General features: G+C 63.5%; 14 protein-coding genes. 6 read left to right on the top strand and 8 right to left on the bottom strand.

The genetic code is table 11. The features are described 5' to 3' along the window. Window positions 1–182: 182 nt before the first annotated feature. Window positions 183–1,211, bottom strand: coding sequence for a bile acid:sodium symporter family protein (locus tag AC57B1_RS02875; protein ID WP_496416500.1), 1,029 nt, complete (start codon window positions 1,209–1,211; stop codon window positions 183–185). Window positions 1,212–1,776: 565 nt separating this feature from the next. On the opposite strand from AC57B1_RS02875, the gene AC57B1_RS02870 reads away from it, so the two are divergent. The 4 genes from AC57B1_RS02870 to AC57B1_RS02855 all read left to right on the top strand — a co-directional run bounded on the left by AC57B1_RS02870 (window position 1,777) and on the right by AC57B1_RS02855 (window position 8,820). Then, a complete protein-coding gene (locus AC57B1_RS02870; protein ID WP_496416499.1) occupies window positions 1,777–2,322 on the top strand; it encodes a hypothetical protein in 546 nt (181 codons plus the stop codon). Window positions 2,323–2,917: 595 nt separating this feature from the next. Then, window positions 2,918–4,003 carry a porin gene (locus AC57B1_RS02865; RefSeq protein WP_496416498.1) on the top strand — a complete coding sequence of 362 codons (1,086 nt, stop codon included), beginning with the start codon at window positions 2,918–2,920 and terminating at the stop codon, window positions 4,001–4,003. A gap of 207 nt (window positions 4,004–4,210) precedes the next feature. Beyond that, window positions 4,211–5,149, top strand: a complete 939-nt coding sequence (locus tag AC57B1_RS02860) for a LysR family transcriptional regulator (protein ID WP_091796989.1) — start codon at window positions 4,211–4,213, stop codon at window positions 5,147–5,149. A gap of 80 nt (window positions 5,150–5,229) precedes the next feature. Next, window positions 5,230–8,820, top strand: a complete 3,591-nt coding sequence (locus AC57B1_RS02855; protein ID WP_496416497.1) for a methylmalonyl-CoA mutase family protein — start codon at window positions 5,230–5,232, stop codon at window positions 8,818–8,820. Between the two features lie 125 nt (window positions 8,821–8,945). On the opposite strand, the gene AC57B1_RS02850 is transcribed toward AC57B1_RS02855, so the two are convergent. After that, window positions 8,946–9,905 (bottom strand): NAD(P)H-dependent flavin oxidoreductase, encoded by a 960-nt coding sequence (locus tag AC57B1_RS02850; RefSeq protein WP_091796985.1) that lies wholly within the window; start codon window positions 9,903–9,905, stop codon window positions 8,946–8,948. Between the two features lie 287 nt (window positions 9,906–10,192). On the opposite strand from AC57B1_RS02850, the gene AC57B1_RS02845 reads away from it, so the two are divergent. Beyond that, window positions 10,193–11,083: an alpha/beta fold hydrolase gene (locus AC57B1_RS02845; RefSeq protein ID WP_496416496.1), complete on the top strand. Its 891-nt coding sequence runs from the start codon at window positions 10,193–10,195 to the stop codon at window positions 11,081–11,083. A gap of 52 nt (window positions 11,084–11,135) precedes the next feature. On the opposite strand, the gene AC57B1_RS02840 is transcribed toward AC57B1_RS02845, so the two are convergent. Next, window positions 11,136–11,606 carry an Lrp/AsnC family transcriptional regulator gene (locus tag AC57B1_RS02840; RefSeq protein ID WP_408479402.1) on the bottom strand — a complete coding sequence of 157 codons (471 nt, stop codon included), beginning with the start codon at window positions 11,604–11,606 and terminating at the stop codon, window positions 11,136–11,138. A gap of 114 nt (window positions 11,607–11,720) precedes the next feature. On the opposite strand from AC57B1_RS02840, the gene AC57B1_RS02835 reads away from it, so the two are divergent. Continuing rightward, a complete protein-coding gene (locus AC57B1_RS02835) occupies window positions 11,721–12,620 on the top strand; it encodes a DMT family transporter (RefSeq protein ID WP_496416495.1) in 900 nt (299 codons plus the stop codon). A 339-nt stretch (window positions 12,621–12,959) separates the two neighbouring features. Here AC57B1_RS02835 and AC57B1_RS02830 read toward each other — a convergent pair whose 3' ends face one another. Genes AC57B1_RS02830 through AC57B1_RS02810 form a run of 5 tightly spaced genes read right to left on the bottom strand, consistent with a single transcriptional unit; the run spans window position 12,960 to window position 16,078 of the window. Next, window positions 12,960–13,880 (bottom strand): MBL fold metallo-hydrolase, encoded by a 921-nt coding sequence (locus AC57B1_RS02830; protein ID WP_496416494.1) that lies wholly within the window; start codon window positions 13,878–13,880, stop codon window positions 12,960–12,962. Continuing rightward, on the bottom strand, window positions 13,877–14,350 hold the full coding sequence (locus AC57B1_RS02825) for a MaoC family dehydratase (protein ID WP_496416493.1): 474 nt from the start codon (window positions 14,348–14,350) through the stop codon (window positions 13,877–13,879). The genes AC57B1_RS02830 and AC57B1_RS02825 overlap by 4 nt, the downstream gene beginning before the upstream one ends. Next, a complete protein-coding gene (locus AC57B1_RS02820; RefSeq protein WP_408184463.1) occupies window positions 14,347–14,571 on the bottom strand; it encodes a DUF1289 domain-containing protein in 225 nt (74 codons plus the stop codon). Before AC57B1_RS02820 ends, AC57B1_RS02825 begins: the two co-directional genes overlap by 4 nt. Before the next feature lie 4 nt (window positions 14,572–14,575). Next, window positions 14,576–15,097: a YbaK/EbsC family protein gene (locus AC57B1_RS02815; RefSeq protein WP_091796974.1), complete on the bottom strand. Its 522-nt coding sequence runs from the start codon at window positions 15,095–15,097 to the stop codon at window positions 14,576–14,578. A 54-nt stretch (window positions 15,098–15,151) separates the two neighbouring features. Then, window positions 15,152–16,078, bottom strand: a complete 927-nt coding sequence (locus tag AC57B1_RS02810; RefSeq protein WP_496416492.1) for a hydroxymethylglutaryl-CoA lyase — start codon at window positions 16,076–16,078, stop codon at window positions 15,152–15,154. Window positions 16,079–16,096 lie beyond the last annotated feature (18 nt).

The raw sequence follows: 16,096 nt of genomic DNA, 5'->3' as shown, positions 1-16,096 counted from the left end.
CGTGAATGCTGCCGCCTGCGTCGGCGGGCTCCGCGTTGCCAGGAATTCGCCTATGCCATCCGGCCGAGGCGACAGCCGCCGCGTTTGCGCGTGAAATAACAAAAAAGCCGCGCGAGGCGGCTTTCTTCAAATGACGCTCAGGGAGGGCGCTTATGAATGTCCTGTTTGCATTGCGCGCGTATTCACCGGCGCGCGACGGCGGCGGCGGTCCGCTCGCGCGAGGCGGCGTGGGTCTCGCCGCTGGTGTCGCGCGCGCCCCAGCGCTGCGCGAGCGCGGCGCACACCATCAACTGGATCTGGTGGAACAGCATCAGCGGCAAGACCACGGCGCCCACCGCATGCGAGGCGAAAATCACCTTGGCCATCGGCACGCCGGCGGCCAGGCTTTTCTTCGAACCGCAGAAGATGATCGTGATCTGATCCGCACGGCTAAAGCCGAGCCGCTTGCTGACGAAAATCGTCACGCCAAGAGCGAGAGCAAGCAGTACGACACAAACCAGCAGCAGGCCGGCGAGTGCGGAGAGCGGAATCTGGTGCCACAGGCCTTCGGTAACGGCCTCGCTGAACGCGCCGTACACCACCAGCAGGATCGAGCCCTGGTCCACGAACTTCAGCACGCCGCGATTGCGCTCGATCCACTTGCCGATCAGCGGCCGCAGCAACTGCCCGGCCACGAACGGCACCAGAAGTTGCAGCACGATGTTGCCGACCGTATGCCAGGGCGAAGCGCCGCTCCCGGCCGCCTGATTGGCGATGACGAGGCTGACGAGCGCGGGCGTGATGAAGATGCCAAGCAGGCTCGAGGCCGACGCGCTGCATACGGCAGCCGGCACGTTGCCTTTGGCGATAGAGGTGAACGCGATCGACGACTGAACCGTAGACGGCAGCGTGCAGAGGAAGAGGATCCCCGCATAGAGCGACGGCGTGACAAGTGGCGAAAGGAGCGGCTTAAGCGCGAGGCCGAGCAGCGGAAAGAGCGCGAACGTGCTGAGCAGCACTACGGCGTGCAGGCGCCAATGCGTCGCGCCCGCAATGATCGCTTCGCGTGAAAGCTTGGCGCCGTGCAGGAAGAACAGCAGGCCGACCGCCACGTTCGTTACCCAGTTGAACCCGACGGCGGCCTGCCCGTGAACCGGCAGGAAGCTGGCAAAGATCACCGTGCCGACGAGGCATAAGGTGAAGTTGTCGGGAAGCAGTTTCGGGCGAGCCATGTCGGTATCTCGATTCGGTGACGCGGAAAAGCGCGGCTGGCCGCGCGCATGAAGGCGCGGTTCCAGCTTATGGAAAACGGCTATTGTTGTTGATTTTCGATTGAAAAAGCAAATTCATTTGCCGAATCGATTAATGAGTGTTGCGCATTGCAGTGCATCTTCCAGAAAATTCGAAGGGTCCTGCAAGCTGTGCTTCAGTATTGGCGACGTCTTCTATTTGGTCCATCCACTTTTGACAATCGGGTCGAAAACGGGACTGTGATTCGTCATACGCAAAAGCTCCTCCGCTATCTCGCTAAGGTCTTGAAAGCAAGCGGTTTCAGGGCTTGCGCGCAAGCGCTCTGTCGCAAAAAAACGTCGCAGTAACAAGGTGTTACATCCGCGGCCGAGGCCTAACACTTTTTGGCTCGACACCCTTTGCCGGCACCCATAAATTACGGTTCAAAGGCCGTCGGGATGTCCCGCGCCGCGATGTCTGTCGCAGCGCCCGTGCCAGTCCCAAAACAAGTCCGTCGCAGCTCGAACGGTGGGCTTCAGGCAAGTCTTCGGGCATGAGAGTCACTGGGTGGACGGGTTGTCGAGAACGAGGCAATGGGCGTGGGGCGCGGTTATCGCTGCGCTGTGCTCGTTCGCCTATGCGAAAGCGCCAGGCATGCCGCATTTCGGCGGCGGTGGCGGCTATTCGCATGCCTCTGCCAATCATGGCGTACGCGGCGACACGCATAACGGTGGGCGCTTCAGTGGCGTCGCTGCGGCGCCGGCCCGCAATACCAACGCTGACCGCAACGCGCATCTGGCGCATGGTGGAGCGAGTTTCGCGGGCGGAAATTACGGCGACGGGTTTGGCGTCTACAGGCCGGCCATGCGCCGGGTGGCCGGACCAGCGGGTTACGCCGGCGACGGCCGCGGCGGCATGCAATACGCCGGTGCCATCACGCCGGTGAGCGCCGAGTCGCGCGGCGTGCCTCGGCCGCCGGTCAATGCGCCGGTTCGCGCCGGCTCGATTCGGGCCGACGTTGCCCGCTATAACGAGGAGCGCGGTTCTTCGCGCGCCATGCCGCGCCAGGCGGACGACCCACGCCAGCCAGAAGGTTCGCCGTACCGTAACTAGGCCACGCGCGGTCGTCTTTGTCCGCGGCGCCGGCTGAAGTAGTTCTCCGCCGAACCTCTTTCGGCTGAAACCTCTCGACTGAACCGTCTCTCGGCTGAACCAGCTTTCGGCTGAATCACCTTCCGGCTTAACCACCTCCCGCCTTCCCAACCGCTGCGCAGCGACCTGCCGCTGCCCCGCGCCCCAAGTCTGCCCGCTATGTGACGTTTCGACGCCACACTTTTTTGAAAACACTCGGCAGCACACCCCCTCTCGTCGTCAAATTTGGTCGTTTATGCGGCGGCGCGTCATCTGCATGTCATCTGAGGCGTTATCACGCGGTCGGGCCTAGTGTCGGTAACGTTTTGCGCGCCGCTACGAAGTCTGCGGCAGCACCGCGAACGCGCTATCGACCAGGGCTTTATCAGGCCGATAAACGATAAAACTAATCAGTCCGATATACCCGCAATAACCAACGATATTTTTGTTCATAAAAATGGTCCGCAAAGATGGTCCCGCCCAGATTGGCTCGATGATCGAACGGACAACAACAATGATTCGCGCGAGCCTCCCCTTTCGCACAGCCACACCCCTTTTGACAAAGACAGGAGAACCCATGAAATCAAGCATCAGCAGTGCGCTGAAGACCACCCTCAAGGCAACCGCGTGTGCCGCTCTGCTGGCCAGTGCATCGTCTGCTTTTGCGCAATCGAGCGTCCAGCTCTACGGTCAGGTCGACGAATGGGTCGGCGCGCAGAAATTTCCGGGCGGCAAGACTTCGGTGCAAGTCTCGGGTGGCGGCATGTCGACCTCGTACTGGGGCCTGAAGGGGGCGGAAGATCTGGGCAACGGCTACAAGGCGATCTTCGCGCTGGAAGGCTTCTTCCTTGCGCAGAACGGCCAGTATGGCCGCTTCACGGGCGACACGATGTTCTCGCGTAACGCGTACGTCGGTATCGAATCGCCCTACGGCACGGTGACCGCGGGCCGTCTGACGACGCCGCTGTTCGTGTCGACGATTCTGTTCAACCCGTTCATCGACTCGTACGTGTTCTCGCCGATGGTCTATCACACGTACCTCGGCCTGGGCACCTTCCCGACGTACTCGACAGACCAGGGCGTGACGGGTGACTCCGGCTGGAGCAACGCGGTGCAGTATTCGTCGCCGAACTTCAACGGCCTGTCGGCGACGGCCATGTACGCGCTCGGCAACACGACCGAGAACGGCGCGAAGAAGTGGAGCGGCCAGGTGCTGTACTTCCACGGCCCGTTCGCGGCAACGGCGGTCTACCAGTACGTGAACTTCAACAACGTGCCGAGCGACCTCGGCAGCTTCAGCACCTCGGGCGTTCCCGGCCTGAAGAGCCAGAGCGTCGCGCAACTCGGCCTGTCGTACGACCTGAAGTTCGTGAAGTTCTTCGGCCAGTACATGTATACGTACAACGACCAGCAGGTCACGAGCTGGCACGTGAACACGGCGCAGGGCGGCGCTTCGGTCCCGTTCGGCCCGGGCACGGTGATGGCGTCGTACGCCTACTCGCGCGACGGCGGCGGCTTCGACCAGACCCGTCAAACGGCTGCGATCGGCTACGACTATCCGCTGTCCAAGCGCACGGATATCTATGCGGCATATATGTACGATCACATCACCAGCCAGTCGAGCGGCAACACCTACGGCGTCGGCCTGCGCGCGAAGTTCTAAGCGCTCCGGGCCGGCTGCGCGACGCCTCCTTGCTGGTGTCGCGCGGCAGCGGCTGCATCGAGCTCGATCTCCCAAGCCCGCCTTCTTCGGAAGGCGGGTTTTTTGCTTTGGGCTCCGTTTTTCATGGCTCACGACGCCGTTTTGCCGACCATTTTTTGATAAACCCGGCAAAATGGCGTCGATTGATTCCTGAAGTGAGTGATTGAGATGGATACCCTCGTCAGCATGAAAGTGTTCCGCCATGTGGTCGAAGTCGGCAGCTTTGTCGGCGCGGCCGAACGGATGGAGATGTCGGCGGCCATGGCGAGCAAGCACGTGATGCATCTCGAACAGCAACTCGGCGCGCGGCTGCTCAACCGCACCACGCGGCGGGTCGCGCCGACCGAGGCGGGCCGCGAATATTACGAGCGTCTGAGCCAGGTGCTCACCGAACTCGAGGAGGCCGAACAGGTGGTCGGCGCGGCGAGCGTCGTGCCGCAGGGGCGCTTGCGGGTATCGTCGCTGTCGGCGTTCGGCTTGAGCCATGTGATGGCCGCGGTGGCCGATTATGCCGCGCAGTATCCACAGGTCACCGTCGATATGACGCTGTCCGACCGGGTGGTCGAATTGATCGACGAAGGTTTCGATGTCGCGATCCGGGCTTCGCCGAGCGGGCTCAAGTCGTCTTCGTTGATCGCGCGGCAGATCGCGACCGCGCATCTCGTGCTGTGCGCGTCGCCTGCCTATCTGAAGCGGCACGGCACGCCGAAGACCGTCGCCGATCTGGCGCGGCACAACTATCTGCAATACGCGGGCGTGTCGGCGCTCGAAATCGCGCCTGCCGCCGGTGACGCTTCGACGCGCGTGCGCCTGACGGGCAACCTCATCGTCAACCATCTGGAAGCGCAACGCGTGATCGTGCTGCAGGGCGCGGGCATCGCGATGCTCGGCACCGAAGTGATCGGCGACGATCTGGCTGCGGGGCGTCTGGTGCCTCTGTTGGTGGACGATGTCCCGCCGCGCGAGTTGCCTATTCATGTGGTCTACGCGAGCCGGCGGCATCTGTCGGCGAAGGTGCGCTCGTTTGTCGACTTCCTCGCCGAACGGTTCGCGAACGAGTCGCTGTGGCCGTCGCTCGAACAGATCAAGGCGCTGGCGGTGCGCTAGGCGCGTGGGCCGGTCAAGCGCCGCGACCCGTTTCGCTATACTGGGTGCAGCACCCATACGCGTAACGATCTGGGGGAGACATGACCGATCTGTCCACGCCGCAGCGCACCGGCAGCCACAAGCTGCCCGCGGGCCGGCGATTGCGCTTTGTCACGGCGGCTGCGTTGTTCGATGGCCACGATGCGTCGATCAACATCATGCGGCGCATTCTTCAGGCGAGCGGTGTCGAGGTGATTCACCTCGGCCATAACCGCTCCGTCGATGAAGTCGCCACCGCCGCGCTGCACGAGGACGCCGACGGCGTCGCCGTGTCGAGCTACCAGGGCGGTCACAACGAGTACTTCCGCTATCTGGTCGATCTGCTGCGCGCACGCGGCGGCGAGCGCATCAAGGTATTCGGCGGCGGCGGTGGGGTGATCGTCCCGGAAGAAATCGCCGAACTCGAGCGTTACGGCGTCGAGAAGATCTATTCGCCGCAGGACGGCCAGCGGCTTGGCCTGCAAGGCATGATCGACGATATGATCGCGCGCTGCGCTGAAGGGGCGCGCGCGGCGGCGGCCAGTGGGGTGAGTCCGGTTGGCGCGTGGGTGGCCGAGCTTTCGGAGCATGGGCTGCCGCGTTCTGATTCGCATGACGATGCTGCCGCAGAGGATCACGCGGCCGCCGCGCGCGATTCAGCCAGCAAGGCGATTCAAGCGGGCAGGGCCAACACGGCCGACACCACCACCCCCAACCCAACATCCCTCGCTTTCCGCCGGCTCGCGCAACTCATCAGCGCATTCGAAACGGCCGCCATCGACGCCTCCTCGCGCGAAAAACTGTCCGCCGTGGCCAAAGCAACCGCGATTCCCGTCCTCGGCATTACCGGGACAGGCGGCGCCGGCAAGTCGTCGCTCACCGATGAACTGATCCGCCGCTTTCGCCTCGACTACGGCGACGCGCTCAACATCGCCGTGCTCGCCATCGACCCGTCGCGCCGCAAGTCCGGCGGCGCGCTGCTGGGCGACCGCATCCGCATGAACGCTATCGGCGACTGGGGTGGCGGCGCGCGCGTGTACATGCGATCGATGGCGACGCGCGAAGCGTCGAGCGAAATCTCCGCCGCATTGCCCGACGCGCTGATGCTGTGCAAGGCGGCGGGCTTCGATCTGATCGTCGTCGAAACGTCCGGCATCGGGCAGGGCGACGCGGCGATCGTGCCGTTCGTCGACGAATCGCTGTATGTGATGACGCCGGAGTTCGGCGCGGCCAGCCAGTTGGAGAAGATCGACATGCTCGATTTTGCCGGCTTCGTCGCGATCAACAAGTTCGATCGCAAAGGCGCACCGGACGCGTTGCGTGACGTCGCCAAGCAGGTGCAGCGCAATCGCGGCGAGTTCACGAAGTCGCCTGAAGCGATGCCGGTGTTCGGCACGATCGCCTCGCGCTTTAACGATGACGGCGTGACCGCGCTGTACCTGCACGTCGCCGAAGCGCTGCGCAAGCACGGCTTGCGTGTGGGCGGCGGCCGTCTGGCAGCGCCCAAAGGCCTGCGGTTTTCGAGCGGCCGCAACGCCATCGTGCCGCCGACGCGTGTGCGTTATCTGGCGGATATTGCGCAGACGGTTCACGCTTATCGCGAGCGCGCCGACGCGCAAGCACGCGTGGCGCGCGAGCGCTGGCAACTTATCGAGGCGCGCCGGATGCTCGGGGAGGCGGGGGCGGCTGCACGTGGAGTTGCAGTTGCGGGCTCAGGTTCAGCCGCAAGTGCAACCAATGATCCAAGCACAAACGCCGTTTCAGGCACAAACGCGCCTGCGAACTCAACCTCAACCGCAAGCCCAGAAACGACCACACCCGCTGCCACCGGCAACCAGAATCTCTCCCAACTCGACACCCTCATCACCCAACGCACCGCGGCACTCGGCGAACGCGAGCGCATCCTCCTCGACAGCTGGCCGCAAACCGTCGCCGCCTATTCGGGCACCGAACACATCGTCCGCATTCGCGACCGCGAAATCCGCACCGCGCTTACCGTCACGACGCTGTCCGGCTCGGAAGTGCGCAAAGTCTCGCTGCCGAAATTCGTCGACCACGGCGAGATTCTGCGCTGGCTGATGCTCGACAATCTGCCTGGTTACTTTCCCTTCACCGCCGGCGTGTTCCCGTTCCGCCGCGAAAACGAAGATCCGACGCGGATGTTCGCCGGCGAAGGCGATCCGCAACGCACCAATCGTCGCTTCAAACTGCTCTCGGAAGGCATGCCGGCCAAGCGTCTGTCCACCGCGTTCGATTCGGTCACGCTCTACGGAGAAGAGCCGCACGAGCGCCCCGACATCTACGGCAAGGTGGGCAATTCGGGCGTTTCGGTGGCGACGCTCGACGATATGAAGACGCTCTACGACGGCTTCGACCTGTGCGCGCCGGAAACCTCGGTTTCCATGACGATCAACGGCCCGGCGCCGACCATTCTCGCGATGTTCTTCAACGTCGCGATCGATCAGCAGATCGCGCGCATGACGCAACAACAAGGCCGCCCGCTCACGGACGACGAACTCGCCGCGACGCGCCGCGCGGCGCTGGAAAACGTGCGCGGCACCGTGCAGGCCGACATCCTGAAGGAAGACCAAGGCCAGAACACCTGCATCTTCTCGACCGAATTCAGCCTCAAGGTGATGGGCGATATTCAGGCGTACTTCGTCGAGCACGGCGTGCGCAATTTCTATTCGGTGTCGATTTCCGGCTATCACATCGCCGAAGCCGGCGCGAACCCGATTTCGCAGCTCGCGTACACCCTCGCGAACGGCTTCACCTATGTCGAGGCCTATCTTGCCCGCGGCATGTCGATCGACGACTTCGCGCCGAATCTGTCGTTTTTCTTTTCGAACGGCATGGACCCGGAATACACGGTGCTGGGCCGCGTCGCGCGACGCATCTGGGCCGTTGCCATGCGTGAGCGCTACGGCGCGAACGAACGCAGCCAGAAGCTCAAATATCACGTGCAGACGTCGGGTCGCAGCCTGCACGCGCAGGAGATCGACTTCAACGATATCCGCACCACGCTGCAAGCGCTGATCGCGATTTACGACAACTGCAACTCGCTGCACACGAATGCCTTCGACGAAGCGATCACCACGCCCACGGAAGAGTCGGTGCGCCGCGCGGTGGCGATCCAGTTGATCATCAACCGTGAATGGGGGCTCGCGAAGAATCAGAATCCGAATCAGGGCAGCTTCGTGATCGAGGAGCTGACCGACCTGGTGGAAGAGGCGGTGCTGGCCGAATTCGACCGGTTGACCGAGCGCGGCGGCGTGCTGGGCGCGATGGAAACGGGCTATCAGCGTGGACGCATCCAGGACGAGTCGATGCTGTACGAACATCGCAAGCATGACGGTTCGTATCCGATCGTCGGCGTGAACACGTTCTTGAGCCCGCATCCACACGAAGCGCCGCAGCCGATCGCGCTAGCCCGCTCCACCGACGACGAAAAACAGAGCCAGTTGCACCGTCTGCATGCATTCCAGGCGCAGCATCGCGACGCGGCGCCCGCCGCGCTCGAACGCCTCAAGCGCGCGGTGATCGACGATGAAAACGTGTTCGCGGTGCTGATGGACGTCGTGCGTGTCTGCTCGCTTGGGCAGATCACGCACGCGTTGTTTGAAGTGGGCGGGCAGTATCGCCGCAACATGTGAGTCTTGCTGCGCGGCGATCGCTGCGGCTCGGCCCGACGGTCGGGCCTGAGGCGCGGGCCTGACGCGCGGCCGCAGCGAAATCTCCTCAGATCCGGCGCCTCAACCGAGGCGCTCCAATGGGACGCTCAGCGCGCAATCCCCAGCCGCGCCTTCGCATCGTTATATTCCTTCGTGAGACGCTGCACCAGTTCGCTCACGCTCGGCACGTCGTCCATCAGACCGACGCCCTGGCCCGCGCCCCAGATGTCTTTCCACGCCTTCGCCTTGTCGCTGCCGAAGTTCATCTTGGTCTTGTCCGATTCCGGCAGCGCGTCCGGGTCCAGCCCCGCGTTCACGATACTTTCGCGGATGTAGTTGCCGTGCACGCCGGTAAAGAGGTTCGTGTAGATGATGTCCGACGCCGTGGAATTGACGATCGCCTGCTTGTAGCTGTCCACCGCGTGAGCTTCCTTGGTCGCGATGAAGCGCGTGCCCATGTAGGCGAGGTCCGCGCCCATGGCCTGCGCGGCGAGAATCGAGCCGCCGTTGGCGATCGAGCCCGACAGCACGATCGGGCCGTCGAACATGCGCCGCACTTCGCCGACCAGCGCGAACGGCGAGGTCGTACCCGCATGGCCGCCCGCGCCGGAGGCCACCAGGATCAGTCCGTCGACGCCCGCTTCCAGCGCCTTCTGCGCATGCCGCAGATTGATCACGTCGTGCAGCACGATGCCGCCGTAGCTATGCACGGCGTCGACGATTTCCCGCGCCGGCGCCCGCAGGCTCGTGATGAAGATCGGCACCTTGTGTTCGACGCACACGCGCACGTCGTGTTCGAGCCGCGTATTCGACTGATGGACGATCTGGTTGACCGCGATCGGCCCGATGATCGCATCGGGGTTGGCCGCCTTGTGCTCGGCGAGCTGCGTCTGGATCTGCGTGAGCCATTCGTCGAGCAACTCAGCCGGACGGGCATTCAGCGCGGGGAACGAGCCGACGATGCCCGCCTTGCATTGCGCCAGGACGAGTTCGGGATAGCTGACGATGAACATCGGCGAGGCGACGACGGGCAGCGCAAGTTTTTGCAGAACGGCGGGCAATGCCATAGTGCGAGTCTCCTGATTTGAGCGGACCGGTGCGTCGTTGCGCGCCCGGCGATGAATGAGTTTAGCGGCACATGGCTTGCGGCGCTTTTATCTGCCGCAGCCACCCGAATATTTAAGAACGATCGTTCGATTATAGGCGAAGCGCTGCGCTCGCGTCCGGTCGCTGCGTTTGGAACAGTTGGAAGGAGTGTTCAGGTTCTATGCTTGCGTGGGCTGTCCCACCTCGCGCGGTCATATTGGGCTTCTACAATGCAGTGACTCCAAATCACAAAAGAGAGAGAGACGCCATGGCCTTCGAGAATTTCACGCCTTTTCGCGTCGCCGTGGGCGATGTCGATATTTTCGGAGTGAAGGGCGGAGCGGGGCCGCCTCTTCTGCTGCTGCACGGTCATCCGCAGTCGCATCTGATCTGGCAAAAGTGCGCCGCGCAACTGGCCGAACATTTCACCGTCATCGCAACCGACCTGCGCGGCTACGGCGCATCGGGCAAGCCGCCGAGCGACGCCGCGCACACGCCGTATTCCAAGCGCGCAATGGCCGCCGATCAGGTTGCCGTGATGCGTCATTTCGGCTTCGAACGTTTTCTCGTGTGCGCCCACGATCGCGGCGCGCGCGTCGCGCACCGCATGGCGCTCGACCACAGCGACGCCGTCGAGCGTCTGATGCTGCTCGATATCGCGCCGACGCTCGCGATGTACGAAGCCACCGACCGCGCCTTTGCGACGCACTATTTCCACTGGTTCTTCCTGATCCAGCCGGAGCCGCTGCCCGAGACGCTGATCGGCGCGAACCCGACGGCCTATGTCGACGCGGTGATGGGCAGCCGTCACGCGGGTCTGGCGCCGTTCGAGCCCGACGCGCTCGACGCCTATCGGTCGGCGCTCGCCGAACCCGGCGCCGTGCACGCGATGTGCGAGGACTACCGCGCGTCGGCGAGCATCGACCTGGAGCACGACCGGGCCGATATCGAACGAGGTCACAAGATCGGCTGTCCGCTGCGCGTGCTATGGGGCGACAAGGGCGTGATCGAGAAGTGCTTTGACGCGCTGGCGGAATGGCGCGTTGTGGCGCGCGACGTGAGTGGCCGCGCGTTGCCTTGCGGGCATTACGTCCCCGAGGAAGCGTCGAGCGAACTGGTCGCGGAGATGCTGTCTTTCTTCGAAGCGGTCGAACAGTAGGTCAGCCGCTTCGTTCTCTCCGGTGTGCCGCGCACGCGCACCCGCGCTTCGTCTAGCCGAGCGGCGGCAAGCGGCGCGCGACCGGCGTCGACTTGACGATGGCGGAACTGGTCTCCGCGCGCTCGGCGACTTTCGTCAGAATCTCGTCGAGCTGCTCGATCGAGTGGAGGTACAGGCGGCAGATGAAACAATCGTCGCCCGTCACCTTGTCGCACTCGACGAACTCCGGAATCCGCCGGATCACTTCTTCCACCAGATGCAACTGACCGGGCAGCGGCTTCACGCGGACGATGGCCTGCAACGTGTAGCCGAGGGCGCGCGGATCGATGTGCACCGTAAAGCGCTCGATCACGCCTTGCGCTTCGAGCCTGCGCACGCGCTCCGCCGTACTCGGCGCCGACAGTCCGACCAGACGCGCCAGCTCGCTGACCGGCTGACGGGCGTCTTCCGCCAGCGCGGCGAGTAGTGCGCGGTCCGTCTCATCGAGTGGGGCAGGTGCCGAAGGAGTAAGGCGTTTGGTCATGACGGCCTTCGATTATTAGGTTTCATCGCAGTTGCGCTTAAGTTTAGCCATGTATTCAGACGATCGGATTAATTACACTGCTGGTCGTGCAGGAATCAATTCGAGGATTGAATCATGGCGTCAAACGAAATTCGCCGCGGAGCCGCGGAAATGACCATGGCCATGCTGATGTCCGGCACCATCGGCTGGCTCGTGGTGTCGTCGCAGCAAGGCCCGTTCAATGTCGTGTTTTTCCGCTGCATTTTCGGCGGTGCGACGCTGGCGCTCGTCTGCGCGGTGCTGGGTTTGTTCCGGCGCCAGCTCTTCTCGTGGAAGATGCTCGGCCTCGCGTTGCTCGGCGGGGCGGCGATCGTCATCAACTGGGTGTTGCTGTTCGCCGCGTATTCGCGCGCGTCGATCTCGATGGCCACGGCTGTCTATAACACGCAGCCGTTCATGCTGGTGGCGCTCGGCGCTCTGGTGTTTCGCGAGCGCATCAGCCCGTCGACCGTGGTCTGGCTGCTGGTTGCGTTTATCGGCCTCGTGTTCGTCGTGAGGGTCGAGCCGGCGGTGTTGGCGGTGCCGGGGCAATATCTGGTCGGCGTTGCGTATGCGGTGGGCGCGGCGGCCATGTATGCCGTGTCGTCGATCATCACGAAGCGGCTCAAAGGGACGCCGCCGCATCTGATCGCGTTGATCCAGGTGTCGCTCGGCGTGCTGATGCTCGCGCCGTTCGTGCGCTTCGACGCGCTGCCCACAAACGCTGTGCAGTGGCTCGAACTGGTCGTGCTCGGCATCGTCAATACCGGGCTCATGTACGTGCTGCTGTATGGAGCGATCCAGAAGCTGCCGACTTCAATGACCGGCGCGCTTTCGTTTATCTATCCGGTGGTGGCGATCATCGTCGATCGGGTTGCGTTCGGGCAAACGCTGGCGTGGATTCAGGTTCTCGGCGCGCTGCTGATTCTGTTGGCTGCCGCCGGCGTCAATCTCGGCTGGCGGATCGTGCCGCACAAGCGCCTGTCGTCGACCTGACACGCACTGTGTCATTGCGGCGTGCCGCAATGCTATGGATTCCAGAGTAACTGGGCGCCGGGATTGTTCGTATGAGCGGACTAATGTTTCGAAAGCTGCACGACTACGAGGTTTTGTAGTGTGGCGTGTATGCCGCTTTAAAAGCGCGCGTCAAACTTCTGTAGGGAAATCACTGATGCGGCCAAAAAACCGGCACGCGTATCATGCGACTTGACGCTGATCACGTCCGACAGAATTTCCGCCGCTCGCCAGTCATGGTTGAGCGGCTTTCTTTTTGTACCGACGGTTCGAGCATCTCGCGCTGCCTGTCGGCGGCGGCGCGCTCCACTTCACGTCACGTCACGACGCACGCGCGACAATGCGCTCACCATCCACTTCCAGCGGCCCATTTCTCGCCGCCAGCTCCTCCACGATCTCTTTCACCAGCGCGGGCCACTCGCCGCGCGGCTTGAGTATCGACGCGGCGGCGCGCATCACGGCGGCGTCGTCGAGCATGTGCAGCAACGTGTCGAAGCGCATTGCGCGGACTTCGAGCAGCTTGAACACGATCAGCACCTTCAACGCGTTCTTTGCGTTGCGCGCGGGATCGGCACGCAGCCACGCCAACCGCGAAAAAGCGCGTTCAAGCGCCTGTTCGACATTCGTGAAGGAGGCGCCATGACCGGGAATGACGAGGCGCACGTCGAGCTTCGCAATGGCTTCCAGTACGGCCTGCTCCTCGGCGAATCCGCTCTCGCCCTCCAGTTCGGGAAAGATCACGCCGAAGCCGTTTTCCCACAACGCATCCGCGCTGATCAGGATGCGCTCGCCCGCGCAGTAGAGCATCAGCGAATGCGGATCGTGGCCGGGCGCGCCGAGCACGTCCCAGTCGAGCGCGCCGAGCCGCAACTGTGCGCCGGGTGCAATCGTTCCAGTGAAGCCGAAGCGCTCGCAGTTCTGGCCGGTGGCGCGAAACGTGAGGCGTGCCTCGTCCCAGTCGAGCACGGCATCGGCTTCCGAGGCGGGAATCACGGTGCGGCATGGCCACGTCGCTTGCAGGAGCGCATTGCCGCCGCAGTGGTCCGAGTGCAGATGCGTGTTGACGATCAGATCGAGCGGCCGCGTGCCTAGCGCCTGCCGCACCAGCGCGACCGTTTGCGGCGCGTGCGTCGCATAGCCGGTATCGATGAGAGCGGCGCATGCGTCGTCCACCAATAGCACGTTGTTCGACGATAGCCAGCCGCGTTCGAAGACGCGCATCGATTCCGGCAGCGTGATCATGTTGAGTGGGGCGTCGCGCTCGCATGAGCGGCGGCTTCGGGTTTCGGCATGACGAGAATGGTCGACGAACCGATCAACATGAGCTCGCCGCGCTGATTTACGACCGTGCCTTCGAGGTGCGTCAGATCGCCGTTCAGGCTCGGTTTCCAGTAAGCGTGCTTTACCCGCCAGTTGATGGTGAGCGTGTCGTTCGCATGGACGGCTTTCTTCAGCTTGATATCGAACTCGAGACCAAGCGGTTGCGCGTAGGCCGAGTAATGCGTCGCCAGCAGCGCCATGAAATGCGCGGTTGGTTGTGTACCGGACGCAATCAGGCCGCCGAAGCGGCTCTGCGCCGCATACGCTTCGTCGTGATGCAACGGATTATGGTCGTTGACGAGCGATGCAAACGATTTCACCGATTCCGCCGATAGCGCCAGCGTCGAACTGAACGTCTCGCCGATCGTGACGATGCGCGGCGCGGCGTTCATCGCTGCTCCTTCGGCAGGCTCGCCATGAACTCCACGTGGCGCGCCTCGATCGCGTCCCAGACCGCACGCTTCGCGTCGTCGTCGAACGACGACCAGCCGGCGATTTCGTCGATGGTGCGCAGGCATCCTTCGCACCAGCCGGTCGATGCATCCATCCTGCACACGCTGATGCAAGGCGACGGCACGGCGTGGTCGTCTTCGTTATCGAGGCCTGCTGTCATGTCGTCACGCCGTCTCGCGTAGCGCCACGTCGATCACCGGCGCGCCCGTCAGCGCGATCAGTTCCTGCGCCGTCAGATTGAACACCGCATGCGGATGGCCCGCCGCGGCCCACAGGCTGTCGAGTTCGAGCAGATCCGCGTCGATCAGCGTGACCGGTTCGGTGGCGTGGCCGATCGGACAGACGCCGCCAATCGCATAGCCGGTTTTTTCGCGGACGAACTTCGCATCCGCGCGGCCGATTTCGCCGACCTGCGCGGCGACCTTTTTTTCGTCGACGCGATTTGCGCCGCTCGCGACCACCAACACGGGCGCATCGTCTTCACGGCGGCGAAACAGGATCGATTTGGCAATCTGCGCGACCGAGCAGCCGAGTCCGGCGGCGGCTTCGGCGGATGTCTTGCCGGTTTCCGGCAGCATCACGATGCGGCCCGCGTGACCGCGTTCGCGCAACAGCAGCGCGACGCGGCGTGCCGAGTCGGGCAGCGCGGTGAGATCGTCGGATTCGAGAGAAGCGTGGTCCGTCATCGTTTCAGGTCCTGATGGTTTGCATGAGTATTGAGCGCATGCGTCGAGCAAGCGTCAGACGCAGTTGGCCGCTTCGCTGCGCGCCTTGGCGAGCAGCGCTTTACCGGCGCGCGAAACATTAGGCCGGCCGATCGACGTGGAGATGAAATCGCCGATCGACACGACTTGCGCGAGGTCGATGCCGGTTTCGATGCCGAGCCCATTCATCAGATACAGCACGTCTTCGGTCGCGACGTTGCCGGTCGCGCCCTTCGCATACGGACAACCGCCGAGGCCCGCCACCGACGCGTGATAGATCTCGATGCCTTCCAGCAACGCCGCGTAGATGTTGGCGAGCGCCTGACCATAGGTGTCGTGGAAGTGGCCCGACAGACGCTCGCGCGGAAACACCTGGGTGACCGCTTCGAACACTTCACGCGTGCGCCTGGGCGTGCCGACGCCGATCGTGTCGGCGATATCGATTTCGTCGCAACCGAGCGCCGCGAAGCGCTCGACGACATCCACCACCGACGCCACCGGCACTTCGCCCTGATACGGACAACCCAGCGCGCACGACACGCTGCCGCGAATCCGCAGGCCGTGCTGCTTGGCCGCCTGCGCGACGGGCGCAAACCGGTCGATGCTTTCCGCGATGCTGCAGTTAATGTTTTTCTGCGAGAACGCTTCGCTGGCGGCGCCGAAAATCACGATCTCGTCCGCACGCGCGGCGAGCGCGCCTTCGAAGCCGCGCAGGTTGGGCGTCAGCACCGAGTAGATCGTGCCGGGGCGCCGTTCGATGCCGGCCATCAGTTCCGCGCCGTCCGCCATTTGCGGCACCCATTTCGGCGACACGAACGAAGCGGCCTCGACGTTACGGAAGCCCGCCGCTGACAGACGGTTGACCAACTCGATCTTGGTCGCGGTGGGGACGAACTCTTTTTCGTTCTGCAGTCCGTCACGCGGACCGACTTCGACGATTTTCACTTGCTGGGGCAGTGCCATGATGTGTCTCCTATGCGG

The organism is Paraburkholderia sp. BGA-UO-ETr-F21, from assembly GCF_059567925.1.
The sequence above is the reverse complement of the archived record's forward strand: the minus strand, read 5'-3'. Positions and strand labels throughout refer to the sequence as shown.

Excerpts from the sequence above, each read along its gene's own strand:
- AC57B1_RS02835 (WP_496416495.1), top strand. The coding sequence starts at position 11,721 with ATGGCGTCAAACGAAATTCGCCGCGGAGCCGCGGAAATGACCATGGCC.
- AC57B1_RS02820 (WP_408184463.1), bottom strand. The coding sequence starts at position 14,571 with ATGACAGCAGGCCTCGATAACGAAGACGACCACGCCGTGCCGTCGCCT.
- AC57B1_RS02815 (WP_091796974.1), bottom strand. The coding sequence starts at position 15,097 with ATGACGGACCACGCTTCTCTCGAATCCGACGATCTCACCGCGCTGCCC.
- AC57B1_RS02840 (WP_408479402.1), bottom strand. The coding sequence starts at position 11,606 with ATGACCAAACGCCTTACTCCTTCGGCACCTGCCCCACTCGATGAGACG.
- AC57B1_RS02830 (WP_496416494.1), bottom strand. The coding sequence starts at position 13,880 with ATGATCACGCTGCCGGAATCGATGCGCGTCTTCGAACGCGGCTGGCTA.
- AC57B1_RS02875 (WP_496416500.1), bottom strand. The coding sequence starts at position 1,211 with ATGGCTCGCCCGAAACTGCTTCCCGACAACTTCACCTTATGCCTCGTC.
- AC57B1_RS02825 (WP_496416493.1), bottom strand. The coding sequence starts at position 14,350 with ATGAACGCCGCGCCGCGCATCGTCACGATCGGCGAGACGTTCAGTTCG.
- AC57B1_RS02860 (WP_091796989.1), top strand. The coding sequence starts at position 4,211 with ATGGATACCCTCGTCAGCATGAAAGTGTTCCGCCATGTGGTCGAAGTC.
- AC57B1_RS02855 (WP_496416497.1), top strand. The coding sequence starts at position 5,230 with ATGACCGATCTGTCCACGCCGCAGCGCACCGGCAGCCACAAGCTGCCC.
- AC57B1_RS02810 (WP_496416492.1), bottom strand. The coding sequence starts at position 16,078 with ATGGCACTGCCCCAGCAAGTGAAAATCGTCGAAGTCGGTCCGCGTGAC.
- AC57B1_RS02850 (WP_091796985.1), bottom strand. The coding sequence starts at position 9,905 with ATGGCATTGCCCGCCGTTCTGCAAAAACTTGCGCTGCCCGTCGTCGCC.
- AC57B1_RS02845 (WP_496416496.1), top strand. The coding sequence starts at position 10,193 with ATGGCCTTCGAGAATTTCACGCCTTTTCGCGTCGCCGTGGGCGATGTC.
- AC57B1_RS02865 (WP_496416498.1), top strand. The coding sequence starts at position 2,918 with ATGAAATCAAGCATCAGCAGTGCGCTGAAGACCACCCTCAAGGCAACC.